At 66.2% G+C, this 20,122-nt stretch carries 18 protein-coding genes; 11 read left to right on the top strand and 7 right to left on the bottom strand.

All coding sequences use genetic code 11. The features are described 5' to 3' along the window. Positions 1-90 precede the first annotated feature (90 nt). A complete protein-coding gene (locus CQ050_RS11070; RefSeq protein WP_105556866.1) occupies positions 91-1,077 on the bottom strand; it encodes a tripartite tricarboxylate transporter substrate binding protein BugE in 987 nt (328 codons plus the stop codon). Positions 1,078-1,636: 559 nt separating this feature from the next. Between CQ050_RS11070 and CQ050_RS11075 the strand changes: the two genes are divergently transcribed. From CQ050_RS11075 to CQ050_RS11125, 11 genes are all read left to right on the top strand, one after another. Continuing rightward, positions 1,637-4,549, top strand: a complete 2,913-nt coding sequence (locus CQ050_RS11075; RefSeq protein WP_105556867.1) for a monovalent cation/H+ antiporter subunit A — start codon at positions 1,637-1,639, stop codon at positions 4,547-4,549. Continuing rightward, a complete protein-coding gene (locus CQ050_RS11080; protein WP_105556868.1) occupies positions 4,549-4,893 on the top strand; it encodes a Na+/H+ antiporter subunit C in 345 nt (114 codons plus the stop codon). The genes CQ050_RS11075 and CQ050_RS11080 overlap by 1 nt, the downstream gene beginning before the upstream one ends. Continuing rightward, entirely contained in the window at positions 4,890-6,521 is a 1,632-nt protein-coding gene (locus CQ050_RS11085; RefSeq protein WP_105556869.1) for a monovalent cation/H+ antiporter subunit D, read from the top strand. Before CQ050_RS11080 ends, CQ050_RS11085 begins: the two co-directional genes overlap by 4 nt. After that, positions 6,521-7,003, top strand: coding sequence for a Na+/H+ antiporter subunit E (locus tag CQ050_RS11090; protein ID WP_105556870.1), 483 nt, complete (start codon positions 6,521-6,523; stop codon positions 7,001-7,003). Before CQ050_RS11085 ends, CQ050_RS11090 begins: the two co-directional genes overlap by 1 nt. Positions 7,004-7,005: 2 nt before the next feature. Next, positions 7,006-7,287, top strand: a complete 282-nt coding sequence (locus CQ050_RS11095) for a K+/H+ antiporter subunit F (RefSeq protein ID WP_105556871.1) — start codon at positions 7,006-7,008, stop codon at positions 7,285-7,287. Beyond that, complete coding sequence (gene mnhG / locus CQ050_RS11100) at positions 7,284-7,625, top strand: monovalent cation/H(+) antiporter subunit G (protein WP_105556872.1); 342 nt, start codon at positions 7,284-7,286, stop codon at positions 7,623-7,625. Before CQ050_RS11095 ends, mnhG begins: the two co-directional genes overlap by 4 nt. Before the next feature lie 260 nt (positions 7,626-7,885). Then, the gene (locus CQ050_RS11105; protein ID WP_233213958.1) at positions 7,886-8,410 is read left to right on the top strand and encodes a hypothetical protein; all 525 of its coding nucleotides are present in this window, start codon (positions 7,886-7,888) and stop codon (positions 8,408-8,410) included. A gap of 105 nt (positions 8,411-8,515) precedes the next feature. Further along, on the top strand, positions 8,516-9,364 hold the full coding sequence (locus CQ050_RS11110; RefSeq protein ID WP_105556873.1) for an HAD family hydrolase: 849 nt from the start codon (positions 8,516-8,518) through the stop codon (positions 9,362-9,364). Continuing rightward, complete coding sequence (gene tadA, locus CQ050_RS11115; protein WP_199196782.1) at positions 9,357-9,866, top strand: tRNA adenosine(34) deaminase TadA; 510 nt, start codon at positions 9,357-9,359, stop codon at positions 9,864-9,866. The genes CQ050_RS11110 and tadA overlap by 8 nt, the downstream gene beginning before the upstream one ends. Next, on the top strand, positions 9,863-10,939 hold the full coding sequence (locus CQ050_RS11120; RefSeq protein ID WP_233213961.1) for an LD-carboxypeptidase: 1,077 nt from the start codon (positions 9,863-9,865) through the stop codon (positions 10,937-10,939). The genes tadA and CQ050_RS11120 overlap by 4 nt, the downstream gene beginning before the upstream one ends. A 159-nt stretch (positions 10,940-11,098) precedes the next feature. After that, a complete protein-coding gene (locus tag CQ050_RS11125; RefSeq protein ID WP_199196783.1) occupies positions 11,099-12,703 on the top strand; it encodes an ABC-F family ATPase in 1,605 nt (534 codons plus the stop codon). Between the two features lie 100 nt (positions 12,704-12,803). Here CQ050_RS11125 and CQ050_RS11130 read toward each other — a convergent pair whose 3' ends face one another. From CQ050_RS11130 to CQ050_RS11155, 6 genes are read right to left on the bottom strand one after another with little or no spacing between them, the layout of a single operon-like run. After that, positions 12,804-14,240, bottom strand: a complete 1,437-nt coding sequence (locus CQ050_RS11130; protein ID WP_105556875.1) for an amidase — start codon at positions 14,238-14,240, stop codon at positions 12,804-12,806. Positions 14,241-14,254: 14 nt separating this feature from the next. Next, positions 14,255-15,808, bottom strand: a complete 1,554-nt coding sequence (locus CQ050_RS11135) for an ABC transporter substrate-binding protein (RefSeq protein ID WP_105556876.1) — start codon at positions 15,806-15,808, stop codon at positions 14,255-14,257. Between the two features lie 24 nt (positions 15,809-15,832). After that, on the bottom strand, positions 15,833-16,687 hold the full coding sequence (locus CQ050_RS11140) for a hydrolase (protein ID WP_105556877.1): 855 nt from the start codon (positions 16,685-16,687) through the stop codon (positions 15,833-15,835). Between the two features lie 12 nt (positions 16,688-16,699). After that, entirely contained in the window at positions 16,700-18,364 is a 1,665-nt protein-coding gene (locus tag CQ050_RS11145; protein ID WP_105556878.1) for an ABC transporter ATP-binding protein, read from the bottom strand. Beyond that, complete coding sequence (locus tag CQ050_RS11150) at positions 18,361-19,179, bottom strand: ABC transporter permease (RefSeq protein ID WP_105556879.1); 819 nt, start codon at positions 19,177-19,179, stop codon at positions 18,361-18,363. The genes CQ050_RS11145 and CQ050_RS11150 overlap by 4 nt, the downstream gene beginning before the upstream one ends. Continuing rightward, positions 19,176-20,120 carry an ABC transporter permease gene (locus tag CQ050_RS11155; protein ID WP_105556880.1) on the bottom strand — a complete coding sequence of 315 codons (945 nt, stop codon included), beginning with the start codon at positions 20,118-20,120 and terminating at the stop codon, positions 19,176-19,178. The genes CQ050_RS11150 and CQ050_RS11155 overlap by 4 nt, the downstream gene beginning before the upstream one ends. Between the last annotated feature and the right edge of the window lie 2 nt (positions 20,121-20,122).

Raw genomic sequence — 20,122 nt, forward strand, 5'->3', positions numbered from 1 at the left:
GCACGGGGCCAGATGCTAACACCCGCGCGATCGTAGTCAAGTGGGCAAGGCCGGCCCATCTGAAGGCGCGGCCTTGCCCCAAGGTCTGAATCAGTTCGTCGACACGATGTTGCGTTCCTTGGCGATGCGCTGGCGCAGCTCCAGTTCGCGCTTGATCTGTGCGGCGTACTCGGCGGGCGTGTTGCCGTCCACCAACGAACCGCCATCCGCCAGGCGCTTGACGATCTTCGGGTCTTTCAGCGCCTTTACGGCGGCGTCGTGGACGCGATCGACCACGGCTTGCGGCGTGCCGGCGGGCGCTACCAGTCCGTACCAGGCCATGTTGTCCATTTCGGGCAGGCCGCCTTCCTTGAAGGTCGGAACGTCGGGCAGGGCGGGCAGGCGCTTGGGCGCGGCCACGGCCAGGGCGCGCAGCTTGCCGGCCTGGATGTGGGGCATGGACGAGGGCAGGTTGTCGAACTGGGCGTTGACCTGGCCGGCAATCACGTCGTTCAGGGCCGGACCCGACCCGCGATACGGAACGTGGACCATGTCGGTCTTGGTCAGCGACTTGAACAATTCGCCGTCCAGGTGGCCGATGCCGCCGGCGCCCGACGACGCGTAGCTGTACTTGCCCGGGTTGGCCTTCAGCAGCGTGATGAACTCGGCCAGCGACTTGGCAGGCACGGCCGGGTTGACCGTCAGCACGTTCGGCACGTTCACCAGGTTGGTGATCGGCGTGAAGTCCTTGATCGGGTTATAGGGGTTCTTCGGGTTGGTGGCCGGATTCGTAGCCATGGTGCTGACCGTGGCCACGCCCAGCGTGTAGCCATCGGGCGCCGAGCGCACCAACGCATCGGCGCCGATCGAGCCACCGCCGCCGCCGCGGTTTTCCACCACGACGGCCTGGCCGAGCTCACGGCCCAGGCCTTCGGCCACGATGCGGGCCACGATGTCGGTCGTGCCGCCGGCCGCGAAGGGGACGATCAGCCGGATGGGCTTATTGGGGTAGGGGTCGGCGGCCTGGACGCCGGAACTAAAGCAGACGCCTGCGATGGCGGCGGCCAGAACGGCCTTGGCATGAGACAGCACGGTCAAGAGTCTTCTCCATATTTTGTTGTTCCGAGCCGGCCGGCTTCTTGGGCCGGCGTCGGTGAAGCGCGCGTTGCCGGGATGCTGGCCTTGCCGACGCTTCGTGGGCGCCATTCCACACAGGAATCCCCCTACGGTCAACTCAGGATTCTCCCTGCCCCATGCGAATATTTTTTTTCGGGGGACGGACCAATGTCCGGAGATCGCGTCAGATCGACGAAAATCTCATGCCTGACAACAACATGAACGTCTGCCCATTCCCTGTCATTGCGCAATCATTGCGCAGTCATCATGCTGTCATTAGACGGGTACATGCATAAATCTCTGCATAACTTACAAGAATCTGATATTTTTCGGATGAGATTCTTGCCCGGTCTTGCAAGAAAGCTGTTGCGTTTGTTTCTATCTGCGCCGTTCAATGGGGCGTTGGTTGATGTCCCCGCGGGGCAACGTGTAGTGCAGCGACGCACCGGGCCAGGGTTCCGTCCGTTTTTCAATCCCCGGTCTGTTTCGTCTCTCGCCGCCACGTGCCAGCGGGAGGGGGCCCGGACATTCTCGGAACGCCATGTCGCTGATCCTGATCCTCGCTCTGCCGTTTGCCGGCAGCCTGTGCGCCGCGCTGCTGCCTTCGAACGCCCGCAATGCCGAGGCGTGGTTGGCCGGTCTGATCGCCCTGGCCTGTGTGGTTCTGATTGCCAGCCTGTACCCGGAAGTCGCCAATGGCGGCGTGGTCCGGTTCGACATGCCGTGGGCGCCCGCCCTGGGTCTGCAATTCACTTTACGCATGGACGGCTACGCCTGGCTGTTCGCGCTGATCGTCTCCGGCATGGGCGCGCTGGTCGTCCTGTACGCCCGCTATTACATGTCACCGGAAGACCCGGTGCCGCGCTTTTTCTCGTTCTTCCAGGCCTTCATGGCCGCCATGCTGGGCGTGGTGCTGTCCGGCAACCTGATCCAACTGGTGATGTTCTGGGAAATGACCAGCCTGGCGTCGTTCATGCTGATCGCTTATTGGCATCACCGCCTGGATGCTCGCCGGGGCGCGCGCATGGCACTGACGGTGACCGGCGCGGGCGGGCTCTGCCTGTTGGCGGGGGTGCTGATCCTGGGCCATATCGTCGGCAGCTACGACATGGACCGCGTGCTGGCGGCGGGCGACCTCGTGCGCGCCGACCCCTGGTACCCGGCCGTGCTGGTGCTGGTGGCGCTTGGCGCCCTGACCAAAAGCGCGCAATTCCCGTTCCATTTCTGGCTGCCCAATGCGATGGCGGCGCCCACGCCCGTGTCCGCCTACCTGCATTCGGCCACCATGGTGAAGGCAGGGGTATTCCTGTTGGCGCGTTTCTGGCCGGTGCTGTCGGGAACCGACGAGTGGTTCTGGATCATCGGCGGCGCAGGCCTGATCACGCTGGTATTGGGCGCATATGCCGCCATCTTCCAGCAAGACATGAAGGGCGTGCTGGCCTATTCCACGATCAGCCATCTGGGCCTGATCACGCTGTTGTTGGGGTTGAACAGCGAACTGGCGCTGGTGGCCGCCATCTTCCACATGATCAACCATGCCACGTTCAAGGCGTCGCTGTTCATGGCGGCGGGGGTCGTCGACCACGAAACCGGCACCCGCGACCTGAGCCGGCTGTCCGGCCTGTACAAAGCCATGCCGATCACCGCCACGCTGGCAATGGTGGCCGCGGCTTCAATGGCGGGGGTGCCGTTGTTGAACGGCTTCCTGTCCAAAGAAATGTTCTTCGCCGAGACCACCTTCGTCAGCGGCGACAGCCTGATTCAGATCGGCTTGCCGCTGATGGCCACGATCGCGGGCGCCTTCAGCGTGGCCTACTCGTTGCGTTTCATCCTGCAAGTGTTTTTCGGCCCCCCGGCCACCGACCTGCCACGCGCCCCGCACGAGCCGCCGCGCTGGATGCTGTTCCCCAGCGCGCTGCTGGTGTTCATGTGCCTGCTGGTGGGCGTGTTGCCCGGCCTGACGGTCGGCCCGTTCCTGGCGACCGCGGCGCAGAGCATCCTGGGCGACAACATGCCGGAATACAGCCTGGCCGTCTGGCACGGCCTGAACCTGCCCCTGGTGATGAGCCTGGTCGCCACCGCGGCCGGGGTGTTGCTGTATCTGGTGCTGCGCGTGCATCAGCGCGCCAACCCGGGGCGCGTGCCGTTCATCTACCGTCTGGATGGCCGCCGCACGTTCGAGTCGCTGTTGGACGGCTCGAGCGTCGCGGCCGCCTGGTTGCTGCGCTGGGTGGCGTCGTCGCGCCTGCAAGTACAGATGCTGCTGATCGTGCTGGGCACGCTGTTCGTGGCGTGGCTGCCGCTGCGCGCGGGCGGCTGGCTGGAAGGCACGGGCCGCATGGCGCCGGTCGACCCCGCGTTCGCGTTGTTGTGGCTGGTGGGCGGGGCTTGCGCACTGGGCGCGGCCTATCAGGCCAAATACCACCGTCTGGCGTCATTGGCGCTGGCGGGTGGGGCGGGCTTGATCACTTGCCTGACCTTCGTATGGTTTTCCGCGCCCGACCTGGCGCTGACCCAACTTTCCGTTGAAGTCGTCACCGTGGTGTTGCTGCTGCTGGGCCTGCGCTGGCTGCCCCGCCGGATCGCAAAGGACGACGAGGAAACCCTCAAGGCCACGCTGCGCGCCCGGGGCCGCCGTCTTCGCGACCTGCTGATGGCCACCGCCGCCGGCACCGGCATGGCGGCGTTGGCCTACGCGGTGCTGGTGCGCCCGCAGGGCGACACGATTTCTTCCTATTTCGTGGATCGCGCGCTGCCCGATGGCGGCGGCACCAATGTGGTGAACGTGATCCTGGTGGACTTCCGCGGCTTCGATACCTTTGGCGAGATCACGGTGCTGGGCATTGTGGCGCTGACGGTCTACGCGCTGTTGCGCCGCTTCCGCCCGGCCGCTGAAAGCGCCGACCTGCCGCGTCAGCAAAAGGACCAGGACGGCGGTGTGCTGGCGGCGCCGGACATCAAGTCGCTGCTGCCGGAAGGCTCGATGATGGTGCCGACGGTGCTGGTGCGTCTCTTGCTGCCGACCGCCGCGCTGATTTCGGTGTATTTCCTGCTGCGCGGCCACAACCAGCCGGGCGGCGGCTTTGTTGGCGGACTGATCTTCGCAACGGCCGTCATCCTGCAATACATGGTGGGCGGCGTGTACTGGGTGGAATCGCGCAGCCGGCTCAACCCGCAGAACTGGATCGGGATCGGCCTGTTGGCCGCCGGCGTCGCGGCCGTGACCGCGTGGCTGGCGTACAAGCCGTTCCTGGCCGCACTGGCCTGGGACGTGGCGTTGCCGCTGGTCGGCCACGTCCATTTGTCCAGCGTGCTGCTGTTCGACCTGGGCGTGTACATGCTGGTCGTGGGCTCCACCGTGCTGGTGTTGGTGGCGCTGGCCCACCAATCGCTGCGCGCGCAACGCAAGGCCGCCGCCGAGATGGCGGCCGCCGCACAAACAGGGGAAGCCTGATGGAATTGATCTATGCCGTCGCAATCGGCGTGTTGGCGGGTTCGGGCGTCTGGCTGCTGCTGCGGCCGCGCACCTTCCAGTTCATCATGGGCCTGTCGCTGGTTTCCTACGCGGTCAACCTTTTCATCTTCGGCATGGGCCGGCTGACGTCCGGCCGCCCGCCGGTGGTGGACGACGCCATGGCGCATGACCCTTCCTGGTACGCCGACCCGCTGCCACAAGCCCTGGTGCTGACGGCGATCGTGATCGGCTTCGCCACCACGGCGCTGTTCCTGGTTGTGCTGCTGGCCTCGCGCGGCCTCACGGGTACCGACCACGTAGATGGACGGGAGTCCCAATCTTGAGTTTCTGGCTTCAACACCTTCCTGTACTTCCCATCATCACGCCGCTGCTCGCGGGCGCGGCGATGCTGTTGCTGGCCGATACCAGCCGCTACGCGCGCGGCACGATTTCGATGGTCGCCACCTTGGCCCAGCTGGCTGCCGCGATCGCGCTGTTGGCGGTCGCCGGCGGCGGCGTGCCCGGCGTCTGGCCCGGCGGGGTCGGCGTCTACCTGGTGGGCGATTGGCCCGCGCCGTTCGGCATTGTGCTGGTGGTGGACCGGCTGGCCGCCGTCATGCTGACGTTGACCGCCGTGCTGGGCCTGGCGACGCTGACGTATGCGCTGGCCCGCTGGGACCGCGCCGGCGTCCACTTCCATTCGCTCTTCCAATTTTTGCTGATGGGCCTGAACGGCGCCTTCCTCACAGGCGACCTGTTCAACTTGTTCGTGTTCTTTGAAGTGCTGCTGGCGGCGTCTTACGGGCTGCTGCTGCATGGGTCGGGCGTGGCGCGCGTCAGCGCGGGCCTGCAGTACATCGCCGTGAACCTGGTGGCGTCGTTCCTGCTGCTGATCAGCATCGCGCTGATCTATGGCGTGACCGGCACCCTGAACATGGCCGACCTGGCTTTGCGCGCCGGCAACCTGACGGGCGCCGAACGCATGCTGTTCGAAGCCGGCGCCGCTATCCTGGGGGTAGCTTTCCTGGTGAAGGCCGGCGCCTGGCCGCTGAATTTCTGGTTGGTGAAGGGCTATGGCTCGGCCGGTGCGCCGATCGCGGCCATGTTCTCCATCATGACGAAGGTCGGCATCTATGCGTTGCTGCGCATCGGGTCGCTGCTGCTGCCGTCCGGCGCGCCGGCGGCATTCAGCCTGGACTGGATGTTTGCGGCCGGCCTTGCCACGCTGCTGTTCGGCGCGTTGGGGCTGCTGGCGACCCAGCAGTTGGAGAAGATGGTGGGCTATTGCGTCATCGTGTCGGCCGGCACGTTGCTGACGGCGCTGGGCATGCCCGGCGTGACGCTTACTGGCCCCGCGCTGTTCTACCTGATCAGCTCCGTGCTGACGACGGGCGCGTTCTTCATGTTGGCCGAACTGATCGAGCGCACGCGCAGTTTCGGGGCAAACGTGCTGGCCGTGACGCTGGACGCCTTCGACCTTGACGATCCCGCGTCGGTGAACCGGTCCGACGACGTCGTCGGCGTAGCGATTCCGGCGGCGATGGCGTTCCTGGGCCTGGCATTCATCTGCTGCGCGCTGCTGGTGACCGGGCTGCCCCCGCTGTCGGGGTTCGTGGCCAAGTTCTCCCTGCTGTCGGCCGCCGTGTCCGCCGCGACGGAATCCGCGCCCCCGCTGGACGCATGGATCCTGGTGGCCGCGGTGCTGGTCTCGGGCCTGGCTGGCCTGGTGGGCCTGGGCCGCACCGGCATCCGCGTGTTCTGGGCAAGCGATGATCGCAGCACGCCGCGCCTGCGCGTGATCGAAGCCGGGCCGGTGGCGGTGCTGCTGTTGCTGTGCGTGGGTCTGGCCGCAGGCGCGGGCCCCGTATCCGTGTATCTGGACGACGCGGCGCGCTCGCTGGATCAACCCAAGTCGTATATCGACGCCGTGATGTCCGCGCAGACGGTCCGCGGCGCCAAGGGAGGAAGCTGATGCGCCGCCTTTACTTCCTTTTCCTGCCCGTTTTCCTGTTCGTCCTGTGGCTGGTCCTGAATGAAAGCCTGTCCGCGGGCCAGATCGCGCTGGGTGCGGCGCTGGCGCTGTGGTTCACGTGGGCGGCCTCGCGCCTGCGGCCGTTGCATGCGCGGCCGCGCCGCCTGTGGAAGGCGGTGCCGCTGTTCCTGCGCGTCACGAAGGACATCATCAAGTCCAACATCGCGGTGGGCAAACTGATCCTGAATCCGCGCCCGAATGATTTTTCGCCCGGGTTCATCATGATCCCGCTGACCATGCGCGATCCGCACGGCCTGGCGATGCTGGCTTGCATCGTCACCTACACCCCGGGCACGGTCTGGGTCGATCTGACGCCCGACCACCGCCTGAAGCTGCATGTGCTGGACCTCCAGAATGAAGATGACTGGGTCAAGCTCGTGCAGGAGCGCTACGAGCGCCCCTTGATGGAGATGTTCGAATGACTATGAATACCGCACTGTATTGGGCGGCGTCCTTTGCCCTGGTGTGTTTCGCGCTGGGCATGGTGTTCGCCGCCATCCGCCTCTTGCGCGGCCCCACCGCGCAAGACCGCGTGCTGGCACTGGACACGCTGTACATCAACGGCATGCTCGTCATGCTGGTTTTCGGCATCCGCTCCGGCGCGTCGCTGTATTTCGATATTGCGTTGCTGATCGCGTTGTTCGGATTCGTGGGGTCCACCGCGATGGCCCGCTTCCTGTTGCGCGGCGAGGTGATCGAGCCATGATCGAAACCGCCATCCCTCTGTGGGCCGGCATCCCGGCGTGCATTCTGCTGGTGTTGGGCGGCTTGCTGGCGCTGACCGGATCGGCCGGCCTGCTGCGGTTCCGCACGTTCTATGCGCGCATCCATGCGCCCACGCTGGGCAATACCCTGGGATGCGGCTGCGTGCTGACCGCGTCCATCCTGGTGTTCTCGGCTTTGTCCGCGCGCCCGGTGTTCCACGAAGTGATCATCACGCTGCTGCTGGTCGTGTCGTCGCCCGTGACGGCCATGCTGCTGATGCGCGCGGCCACTTATCGCAACCGGCTGACCAAGGCCGATGCCGACCTGGATGCCCGCTGACACCGGTAACAACCGCCACTGCATGTGAACGCAGCGTGCCATGTTGCACTGCGACAGGCGGCGGAACAGGGGCCACGCACCCCGGTTTTGTGTCGGGCACGCGCGTCCTCGCGCATTTGGCGCTTGATACGTAACCTTACGAATTCAAGTTGCTGGACATGTCCCCGACGCCGCATCGTGGGATAGTGGTTGTAAGCAAGCGGCGGGACGCGCAGCTGGTCTTGGCCGCTTACGGTTCAATTCTCTTCAAGGAGGTGGCCATGAACGTACGACCCATGCATACCAAACGCCTGGCAGCGACTCTCTGCGCGGCGGGCTTGATGTTGGCCGCGGGCGCGGTCCACGCGGCAGATGCGATCGGCCGCGCCGCCATCCAGTCCCAGTACGAGCAGGACGTGGCAAAGTGCAAAAGCGGCAACACCAACCAGGATCGCGCGACGTGCATGCGCGAAGCCGGCGCCGCGCGCGATGAAGCCAATCGCCAGAATCTGAAGGAAGGCAGCACCGGCCAGCACCAGCAAAACATGGTCGACCGCTGTAACCGGCTGCCTGCGGCCTCGCGCCAGGACTGCCTGACGCAGATGAGTTCGCCCACCAATGTGCGCGGCAGCGTCCAGGGCGGCGGCGTGTTGCGTGAAACGGTGATCCAGGTGCCGGCGGGCGAGGTTCCGCCCGCCACCACGGCGCCTGCGCCAGGGATGGCGCCCGCGCCGGGAACGATGCCCGCGCCGGGAACTACGCCTGCGCCGGCCCCTGGCACCATGAACGCCCCGATGCGCCAATAATGGCCGGATAGGGCCGGGGAGGGCGCACAGCCGTCGCTACATTCAGGCAAAATGGCGGCTGTCGCGCGTTTCTCGCCCTAATTCCGTCCTTTATTCACGCATCCCATGTCCGATGTCATCGCCCTGATTTTCGATTTCGACGACACGCTGGCCTCGGACAGCACGTCCGGCTTCCTGGAAAGCATCGGCGTGGACACGGCCTCGTTCTGGAAAGACGAGGTGGATCCGCTGCTGTCCCAGCACGACTGGGACCCCGTTCCTGCCTACCTCTACAAGATGATCCAGCTGTCGCAGGCGGGCACGAATGGGCTCATCACGCAGCAGCGGCTGAAGGAATGGGGCTCGCGCCTTGAACTGCACGACGGCGTGCCGACGTTGTTCCAGCGCCTGCGCGCAGCGGTGCGAGCCGAACAGCCGCAGGTGCAGCTGGAGTTCTACCTGATCTCAAGCGGCATTGGCGACGTGGTCCGTTCCACGCCCATCGCGCATGAATTCACCGAAATCTGGGCATCCGAATTCGTCTACGGCGATGACGGCGGCATCGCGTTCCCGCGCCGCATCGTCAGCTTCACCGACAAGACGCGCTATCTGTTCCACATCCAGAAGGGCATCATCGGGCGCGATTTCCGCAACAAACCCTTCGAGGTCAACCGCAAGGTGCCCGAAGACCGTTTGCGCGTGCCGTTCGACCAGATGGTGTTCGTCGGCGACGGCTACACCGATATCCCGTGCTTCTCGCTGATCCGCCGCGCCGGCGGCTTCGCGTTCGGCGTCTGGGACCCGAAGCATCGCGACAAGCGCAGCCGGGCCTGGGGCTTCATTGAAGAAGGCCGGGTGTCGAACCTGAACCAGGCGCGCTACGACGAGCAGGCCGAGCTTTACCAGTGGCTGGAAGAGGCCGTGACCAGCCTGGCCGGCCGTATCGCGCTGAAGTCCCGGGTGTACCGTGGTTGAGGCCGGTCCGCTTGCGCCCGTGCCGCCCTGGACCGAAGAAGACGCCCGCTACATTCGCCTGGCGCTGGAAGAGGCCCAGGCGGCTTACGACATCGGCGAAGTGCCCGTGGGCGCGCTGGTCGTGTCCGCCAAGGGAGAGATCCTGGGCCGCGGCTACAACCGCACCATCATCGACCATGACCCGACCGCCCACGCCGAGATCGTCGCGTTGCGCAGCGCCGCGCGGCAGCTGGAAAACTACCGTCTGCCGGGCATCACCGTTTATGTCACGCTGGAGCCTTGCGTCATGTGCATAGGCGCCATGCTGCACGCGCGGCTTGCGCGTGTCGTGTTCGGCGCCTATGACCCCAAGACTGGCGCTTGCGGCAGCGTACTGGACGTCGGTTCGATCCCGAAACTCAATCATCACACTTCAGTCACCGGCGGCGTGCTGGCGGAACCTTGCGGCGACCTGCTGCGCCGGTTCTTCCGTGAACGCCGCGCCAAGGAATCCATCGCATGAACACCCCCAAAGCCGCCAAGGCGGGCACGAAAGCAGCCGTCGGCAAGACGGCCGGCAAGACCGCCGCAAAGACGGCGATCAAGGCGGCCGCCCAAGGCCACGATCACCACGGCCCCGCCTGCGACGACGATTGCGGCCACGATCACAGCCACGACCACGGGCACAGCCACACGCTGCCGGACGCCCGCGGCATCTACCTGATCTCGCCGTCGTCGGCCGTGCGCGACCCCGCCACGGTCGAGCTTGCCCGCGAACGCCTGCAACAGCAGGGTTTCAAGACCGCCATCGACCGCACCGCCTACGCCGAACACCAGCGCTTTGCCGGCACCGACGCGCAGCGCCTGGCCAGCCTGGCGCGCGCCACCAAGCAAAAGCTGCCCATCGTCATGGTGACGCGCGGCGGCTACGGCATGGGCCGGCTGCTGCATCAGATCGACTGGAAAGCAATGGCCGACAGCGGCAAGCGCTTCGTCGGCATGAGCGATTTCACCGCCTTCAGCCTGGGCCTGCTGGCGCAGACGGGCGCGGTCAGCTACACCGGCGCCACGGCGGTGGCCGACTTTGGCGGCAAGAAAGTCGATGACCTGACGGAAGCGCTGTTCGGCGAAGTGATGCGCGGCGAACTCGAAATTCTCAGCTTCGAAACGCAAGACGCCGATCCGGTCGACGCGCGCGGCATCCTGTGGGGCGGCAATCTGGCCATGCTGACGTCGCTGCTCGGCACGCCTTATTTCCCGAAGATCCGCGGCGGCATCCTGTTCCTGGAAGACGTGGCCGAGCATCCTTATCGCGTCGAGCGCATGCTGATCCAGCTGTGGCAGGCCGGCGTCCTGGCCAAGCAGAAGGCAATCGTGCTGGGCCGCTTCTCGGACTACAAGCTGGCGCCGCACGACAAGGGCTACGACCTCCATGAAGTCGTTGCCTGGTTGCGCAAGACGGTCAAGGTGCCGGTCATCACCGGTTTGCCTTACGGCCATGTGGCTACCAAGGCCACCTTGCCCATCGGGCAGAAGGTGGGCATCGCGACTGAAAAGGGCCTGGCGCACCTGGTGCTGGACGAACATCACCACTGATCGTCGCTTCTGGCGATTCGCCCCTGGCATCCGGTCCCGGCCGGAACCGGGGGCGTTTTCATTCGGGCCAGGCATTGAAAATCGGGGCCGCAGCCCCGTTTGCTACACTATCGGGTTTCTCCGCATGCGTCTTCGGACGCCCTCAGACTCAAATACACCGTGATATCCACAGCCAATCTCACCATCCAGTTCGGTCCCAAGCCCCTTTTCGAGAACGTCAGCGTCAAGTTCGGGGAAGGCAACCGGTACGGGCTGATCGGGGCCAACGGGTCCGGTAAGTCTACGTTCATGAAGATCATCGGCGGCGACCTCGAATCGTCCGGCGGGAACGTCTCGCTTGAGCCGGGCGTGCGTCTGGGCAAGCTGCGCCAGGACCAGTTCGCGTTCGAAGACCTGCGCGTGCTGGACGTCGTCATGATGGGCCACACCGAGATGTGGGCCGCCATGTCCGAACGCGACGCGATCTACGCGAATCCGGAAGCGACCGAAGACGACTACATGCGCGCGGCCGATCTGGAAGCCAAGTTCGCCGAGTACGACGGCTACACCGCCGAAGCACGCGCCGGCGAATTGCTGCTGGGCCTGGAAATTGCCGTGGACCAGCACAATCTGCCCATGCGCGAAGTCGCCCCGGGCTGGAAGCTGCGCGTGCTGCTGGCGCAGGCGCTGTTCTCGAACCCCGACGTCCTGCTGCTGGACGAACCGACCAACAACCTGGATATCAACACCATCCGCTGGTTGGAAAACGTGCTCAATGGCTACCAGAGCACGATGATCATCATCAGCCACGATCGCCACTTCCTGAACCAGGTGTGCACGCACATGGCCGACGTGGACTACGGCGAGATCCGCATCTACGCCGGCAACTACGACGACTACATGCTGGCCTCGACCCAGGCGCGCGAGCGTCTGGTGTCCAACAACGCCAAGGCCAAGGAACGCGTCGCCGAACTGCAGGATTTCGTCCGCCGCTTCGCCGCCAACAAGTCCAAGTCGCGCCAGGCCACGTCGCGCCTGAAGCAGATCGACCGCATCAAGGCCGACCAGGTCGTGGTCAAGCCGTCGTCGCGCCAGAACCCGTACATCCGGTTCGAACAGAACAAGGTCATGCACCGTCTGGCCGTCACGGTCGAGAACCTGACCAAGGCCTACGACGCGCCGGTGATCACCAACTTCTCGGCGATGGTCGATGCCGGCGAAAAGATCGCCATCATCGGCGCCAACGGCGTGGGTAAGACCACGTTGCTGCGCTTGCTGGCCACCGAATTGCAGCCGGACTCGGGTTCGGTGAAGTGGTCCGACAACGCCGATCTGGGCTACATGGCCCAGGACGTCTCGGACCAGTTCCTGCAAACCGACATCAACCTGCTGGACTGGATGGGCGACCATCGCCAGCCCGGCGACGACGACCAGTCGATCCGCTCGGTGCTGGGCCGCCTGCTGTTCTCGGCGGACGATCTGCCCAAGGCGCCCAAGGTGCTGTCCGGCGGCGAAAAGAACCGCATGACCTTCGGCCGCCTGATGCTGGGCCGCCACAACGTCATGCTGCTGGACGAGCCGACCAACCACTTGGACATGGAGTCGATCGAATCCCTGCAGTTCGCGCTGGAAAAGTACGAAGGCACGTTGGTCTTCGTGTCGCATGACCGCGAATTCGTGTCGGGGCTGGCCACCCGCGTGATCGAAATCCTGCCTTCCGGCGAGATCATCGACTACCGCGGCGGCTACGAAGACTATCTGGAATCGCGCGGCATCGAGGCCTGATTCCGGCCGACCGCCGTGGCCTTGCCGCCAGCCTGGCGGCTGGCCGCCTGCCGGGGCGTATCGCTTACCGTGCGGCGCGATATCAGCCCCGACAATGACGTCAGGCGTGGGTGGGGGGCAGCCGGCCTTCCCACGGGCGCGCGCGCTCCAGTTGGCCCGCCAATTCGAATAGCGTGGTTTCGTCGCCGTAAGGCGCCATGAACTGAATGCCGATGGGCAGGCCCGCCGGGGTCTGGAATAGCGGCACGCTCATGGCGGGGATGCCCGCGGCATTGGCCGGGCGCGTGAAGACGGTGCCTTGCATGAACTCGCTTGCGAAGGCGCGCCAGTCCGGGCCGCGCACGTCCAGGGCGGTCATGGGCGGCGGCAACGTCGGCATGACAGGCGTCAACAGGACGTCGACCTCCGCGAACAACCGGCCCAGACTGCGGGCGACGCTGTTGGCGGTGTTGCGCGCGGCGAGCAGGGCCGGCGCCGACAAGCTGCGACCATACTCGGCCAGGCCCAGGTTGACGGGTTCGAAGCCGTCCGCGTCGGGCGGCCGTCCGGTGTCGGCGGCAATCGCGTCCACTTCCAGCGCCGTGTAGGCGGCGATGATGCGCAGGTAAGCATCGGCCAGGGCCGATTCGTCAAAATTGAAGGCGGCGGCCTGGACGCGATGCCCCAGCTGGCGGCACAGGGCTGCGGCATCGTCCAGCGCGGCGGCGATGGCATCGTCCAGACGCAAGCCCATGCCGGGCCCGGCCACGACGCCGATGCGCAACGGCCGCGGATCGCGGGATGCCGCCTGAACGTAGGGGCCGGACTTGGCCGGCGCGGCGTAAAGGGCGCCGGGCTCGGGCGCGTCGGTCAGGTCCAGCAGCAGGGCGGAATCGCGCACCGACCGCGTCAGGGCGTGGTGACTGACCAGCCCGCCCCAGTTCTCGCTGGACACCGGGCCGCAAGGCGTGCGCCCGCGCGACGCCCGCAGGCCGAACAATCCGCCGCAGGCCGCCGGGATGCGGATCGAACCCGCGCCGTCGTTGCCATAGGCCAACGGCACCATGCGAGCGGCCACCGCGGCCGCCGCGCCGCCGGACGACCCGCCGATGCTGCGGCCGGCGTCCCACGGGTTCAGCGTAGGGCCGTGCAGCGTCGGTGACGTGGCGATGTTGCCGGAGAACTCCGGCAGGTTCGTCTTGCCCACGATGACCATGCCGGCGGCCTTGTAGCGGCGCACGATCTCGTGGTCGTGCGCCGGCACGTAGCCACGGGCAGCGCGGCAGCCAAACGACATCGGCACCCCGGCATAGGTCGGGCAGTCGTCTTTCAGCAGCACCGGCACGCCACGCAGTGGCGCGTCGGCGGGCAGGTGGCGCAGCTGCTCCTCGGCCGCTTCGCGCATCGTCAGGATGACGGCATTCAAGTGGGGATTGACCCGGTCGATGGCGGCGAACGCGTGCGCGACCGCATCGGCGGGGCTGAGTTGGCCGTCGCGGATGGCGGCCGCCAGCGCGGTGGCGTCGGCGTGCCGGTAATGGATTTCAGCGTAGGACATGTCGGGTGGCCGTGTCAGGGTTGGGTCTTGGTCACGCCCCAGAAGCGGTGCGTGCCCGCTGGCCAGCCCGCGTAACCCTGCACGACGGGGCGCAGGGCGGTCACGACGGGCAGATTGAACAGGCCGATGATGGGGATATCGCGCGCCATCAGTTCGTGCAGCTGGTTGAAAAGATCGCGCCGCTTGGCCAGATCGGGCTCCATCGCGACCTGCTTGAGCAGGGCGGCGGCCTTGGGATCGTCCCATTGGCGGGTGGGCTCGAGCTTTTTATCGCCGATCAGCGATTCATACATCAGCAACGGATCCAGGCGCGCCGAATAGCCGAAGATGGCCAGCTCATATTGGCCGCGTCCGTACAGATCAAGTTGCGACGCCCAGTCGCGCACCTTCAGCTCGACATTGATGCCGGAGGCAGCCAGCATGGCCTGCACGATGGTGGCCGCCTGCACGCGTTCCTGGCGGTTGGCCACCAGCAGCGTGATCGGTTGGCCCTTGTAACCGGCCTGCGCCAGCAGTTTGCGGGCCGCGGCGGGGTCATAGGCCGGCCAGGTCTTGCTGCGTTCGTCGTAGTAGGGGCTTTGCGGCACCAGCACCGAAGGATTGGCCGTGTACAGCCCTTCGCCCGACGCTTCGGCCAGATCCGGCAGGCTGAGGGCCTGGGCGATGGCCTGGCGCATGCGGACGTCTTGCAGCGCCGGTGCGGTGGATTGCACCTGCATCACAAGCCAGCTGGGAGTTTGCTGCACCTGCACGGGGATGCCCTGGCTGCGCAGCGTGGCCAAAGTGGTGGGTTCAATGCCGTCCACCACGTCCAGATCGCCCGAGAGCAGTCCGTTGCTGCGGGTGCTGGCGTCCGGCACGGTCATGAAGCGCAGGACGGGAATGGTGGCCGTCTTATTGCCCGCGTAGCCGTCGCGCGCGCCGGGCAGGGCGTCGTACCCGGCGAAGCGCTTGAGGTCCAGCTGACGGCCCTGCATCATGCCGCCGAAGGCATAGGGGCCGGTGCCGATGGGCGTGTCGAAGCTGCCGTCCGCCTTGACGGAATCCGGGTGCAGGATCCATGGCGTGCATTGGACGGTGGCCATCGTCATGGGGAAATTGGGCGCGGGCGCGGCGAACGTGAAGCGCACGGTCAGCGGATCCACGGCCTGCACGTCTTGCAAGGCCGGGCCGATCTTGCCGTTGTAGCGGTTGACGCACTGGAAGTTGGTCTTGGGGTCCAGATAACGCTTGAAATTCCAGACGACGGTGTCGGCGGTCAGCACCGCGCCATTCTGGAAATGCACCTGCGGGCGCAACTTGAACTCGTAAACCTTGCCGCCATCGCTTGCCTGCCAGCTTTCCGCCAGCACGGGTTTGATCTTCAGGTCTTCGCCATAGGCCACCAGGCCTTCGACGACGTGCGCCAACACCATGTCGGCGTTGGCGTCGCGGTTGACCCCAGGGTTGATGCTGGCGATGTCGGCGTGCAGCGCCACGCGCAGCATCTGGGCGTCGCCCGCGGCGTGGGCGCCAGCGCTCAGCAGGCCACCTGACAGCAAGGCGAAAAAAGCAAGGTGTCGGTTCATGATTTCTCCTTTATTTTTAAAGCTTTAGCGGCGGGACTTCAAAAAGTCCTCGAAGAACGATTCCACCGCCTCGATGACCTTGAACGGTTCATGGGCCACGCCCGGCACGGTGTCGCGTCGTACCTTCACGCCATGGGCCTCGAAGCTTGCGGCCAGTGCCTCGATCCGCTGGATGCGGTTGTCGCCTTGCAGCTCGGCGCCCGGCATCCACAGCTTGCTGTCCCGCGGAATGGTGATTTCCCACGTGGCGGTGTCTTCCGTGCCCACCAGCGTCTGCACGGCGACTTCCCGCATGGCGCCGATGTCGATCGCGCGGCCGAAGCGGGCCGGTACGTCGCGCACGCCCACCCACCAGTCGTAGTCCTGATTCAGCAGGGTGACCACGCCGGGGGCGCCAATGGAGACGGCTTGCAGGCGTTCGGGGTGCAGCATGAAGAAACGCTGGCAGAACTGCCCGCCGCCCGAATAGCCGTACAGCAGGAAGCGGTGGCCGTTGACGCGGTATTTGGCGATGGTTTCGTCCACCATGGACAGCAGCACGTGGTCGTAGCGGATGTCGTGGAATTGGATGCGCTTGTAATTGGCCAGGTCGCCCGGTTCGATAATGCCCACCGGGAACAGGGGGGCCAGCACGATGCAGTCGTTGCGCTGGGCGAAATCAGCGAAGCGGTCGCGGTACTGCGCCGCCGTGCGGCCGGTGCCGTGCACGATGACCGCCAGGTCATAGGCCTTTGCGCCGGCCTCGTCATAGTCGGGCGGCACATACAGGCAATAGCTGAAGCGCTGGTCGAACTGGCTGGCGAAGAACGGCGTGGCGCCGAAGTCGTAGAAGCTGAGTTTGACGCCGTGGCCCTGGCGGGGCGGGGGTGTCGTGGACATGGACGGGATCTCCTAGGAAAACGATTCGGCGGGTTGCGCCATGGCCAGCGTGTCGTTGCGCCACTTCAGGCGGACGCCGCCGGCGGCGGTGGCTTCCAGCATGGGGATGGCGCCCAGCAACTGGCGTGTATAGGGTTCGCGGGGGCGGTCGAAAATGGCGTCGCGGGTGCCGGCTTCGACGATCCGGCCCGCCTGCATCACGATGACGCGGTCGGCGATCTGCTCCACCACGCCCAGGTCATGGCTGATGAACAGACAGGAAAATCCATAGCGTTGTTGCAGGTCCGCCAGCAGGTCCAGCACCTGGGCGCGGACCGTGACGTCCAGCGCCGACACCGCTTCGTCGGCGATCAGCAGCGCCGGCCGTCGCACCAGGGCGCGGGCGATCGCCACGCGCTGGCGCTGTCCGCCGGATAGTTCGTGCGGATAGCGCAGACCAAAGTCGCCGTCCAGGCCGACGTCGCGCAAGGTCGTGGCGACACGCTCGTCTTTTTGCGCCGCGCTGAGCCCGGGCGCCAGCCGCAGGGCTTCGGCCACCAGCGCGAACACGGTCATGCGCGGGTCCAGCGACGAATACGGGTCCTGGAACACCATTTGGCAGTTATAGCGATAGTCGTTGAAGGCGGCGCCGCGGGCGGCCAGCGGCTGGCCTTTGTAGCGCAGCGCGCCACCGGTCGGCGCGACCAGCCCGGTCAGCACGGAACCCAGCGTGGTCTTGCCGGAACCGGACTCGCCCACCACGGCCACGACTTCGCCGGGGTGGATATCCAGGTCGATACCGTGCAGCACGCGGTTGCCGGCCTGCCGGGTAAACCAGCCCTGGCGCGCGCCATATTCCACCGTAAGGCCGCGCGCCGACAGCAGTGGCGCCTGGGTGGCAAGCGGACGCGGCGGACGCCGTTGCGGCAGCGTCGCCAGCAACTGGCGCGTGTAGTCGTGCGCGGGCGTGGCCAGCAATTGCGCGGTCGGGCCGGTTTCGACGATATCGCCGCGCCGCATGACCACCATGCGCTGCGCATAGCGCGCCACCATCGGCAGATCGTGGCTGATCAGCAGCACGGCCGTGCCGTTCTCCTGGGTCAGTTCCACCAGCATCTCCATCACTTCCCGCTGAATCACGGCGTCCAGCGCCGTGGTGGGTTCGTCGGCGATCAGCAGCGCGGGGCGCAGCAGCATGGCCGAGGCGATCATGATGCGTTGACGCATGCCTCCCGAGAATTCGTGCGGATAGGCATCCAGCACGCGGGACACGTCGGTCAGCCCGACGCGGCGCAGCATGGCTTCGATGCGGTCGCGATGCGTGGCGCGTTCGCCGGGCGCATGCTGTTCCAGCCCTTCGGCCAATTGCTGGCCGACGGTCAGCGACGGCGTCAGCGACGTCATGGGTTCCTGGAACACCATGGCCACCTTCGGGCCGCGCAGGGCGCGCAATTGCGCGGGCCGCAGCCCGTAGACGGAAGTGCCGTCCAGCCGGATGTCGCCGCCCGCGCGGTCGATGGCCTGCGGGGTCAGCCGCATGATGGCCCGGCCCAGCATGGTTTTGCCAGAGCCCGATTCGCCGACCACACCGACGATCTCGCCACGCGCGACCTGCATGCTGGCTTGCGAAACCACGTTGTGGCCATGGCCGGCGGTCAGCGTCAGGGCGTCGATATCGAGCAGGACGGGGGAAGTCATACGCGCCTCCGCATGCGGGGGTCCAGCCGGTCGCGCAGTGCGTCGCCCAGCAAATTGATGCCCAGCAACGACAGCGAAATCGCCAGGCCGGGAAAGATGGCCAGCCAGGCGGCCTGGCCGATGTAGGTGCGGCTGCCGGCCAGCATGTTGCCCCAGGTCGGCGCGGGCGGCGCCACGCCCAGGCCCAGGAAACTGAGCGAGCTTTCCGCCAGGATGATCCAGCCGCACATGGACGTCGCCATGACAATCACTGGCGCCAGGCAGTTGGGCAGCAGATGCCGCATCAACGTATAGAACTCTGAGTTGCCCATCACGCGGGACGCTCGGACGAATTCGCGTTCGCGCAGGCTCATCACGGTGCCGCGCACCACCCGCACGACCGACGACATATAAGCCAGCGCCAGCGCCAGGATGATGCCGGTTTCGCTGGCGCCGAAAACGGCCAGCAGCCCAAGCGCCAGCAGCAGCCCGGGAAAGGCCAGCAGTGCGTCGTTCAGCGCCATCAGCACGCGGTCCGGCCAGCCGCGCAGATAGCCGCTGACGGCGCCGATCAGGACGCCGGCGCCCGTCGCCAGCAGCACGGTCATCAGACTGACGCGCAGGCTGGCGGTGGTGCCGCGCATCAGCCGGCTGAACACGTCGCGGCCCAGTTCATCCGTGCCCATCAGGTGGGTCAGGCTGGGCGCGGCCAGGCGCGACTTGAAATCAAGCTTGAGCGGGTCGTAGGGCGTCCAGAACAGGGCCACCAACGCCGTGATCACCACGGCCGCGACCAAGGTGCCGCCGATGACGGCGGTAAGGGAACGACGGGTCATTTCGCGGCCACCCTGGGGTCGAAAATCGGATAGAGCAGGTCCACCAGCAGGTTCACCAGGACGTAGACCGTGGCGATGAAAAGCAGGCAGCCCTGGATGACGGGGTAGTCCCGGGCGAAGATGGCGTCCACCAGCAGACGCCCCAGCCCGGGGATGGTGAACACGGTTTCAATGACCGCGATGCCCGCCAGCAGGTTGCCCAGGATCAGCCCCAGCAGCGTCCAGGTGGGGCCGAACGAATTCTTGAAGGCGTGGCGCCACATCACCTTGCTTTCCGGCAGGCCCTTGGCGCGGGCGTGGGTGATGTAGTCCAGATGCAGCACTTCCAGGGTCGAGGCACGGGTCATGCGCAGGATCACGCCGATCTCGTGCAGCAACAGCGTGGCGACCGGCAGTACCAGGTACAGCAGCGCGCGGCCGGGGTTTTCGCTGAAGGCGACGAAGCCCACCACGGGAAACCAGCCCAGTTTCAGCGCGAAGAGCAGCAACAGCAGCAGACCCATCCAGAACGCCGGCAGCGAGAGCAGCAGCGTGGCGCCGGCCACCAGCGCCAGGTCCGCCATGCGGCCTTGGCGCCAGGCCGCGAACATGCCCGCTGGCACGGCCACCAGGGTGGCGAGCACCACGGCGGGCAGCACGATCTGCGCGCTGACCGCGAACCGCTCGAGGATCAGCGTCATCACCGGCTGGCGGTTGGCGATGGATTGTCCCAGGTCGCCTTGCAGCACGTGCCCGGCCCAGATGGCGAATTGCGTCGGCCAACTGGCGTTCAGACCCAGCTGTTCGCGCAACGCCGCTAGGCTGGCCGCATCGGCGGAGTCGCCCAGCATCAGCGCGGCCGGATCCCCCGGGATCAGCCGCACCAGGATGAACACGGCAAGCGCGACGATCAGCAGCGTGGGCAGCGCCATGCCGATGCGCGAGGCGACGAATCTGAGCATGG

Origin of the sequence: Achromobacter sp. MYb9 (assembly GCF_002975275.1) — a bacterium.
Lineage (GTDB): Bacteria > Pseudomonadota > Gammaproteobacteria > Burkholderiales > Burkholderiaceae_B > Achromobacter.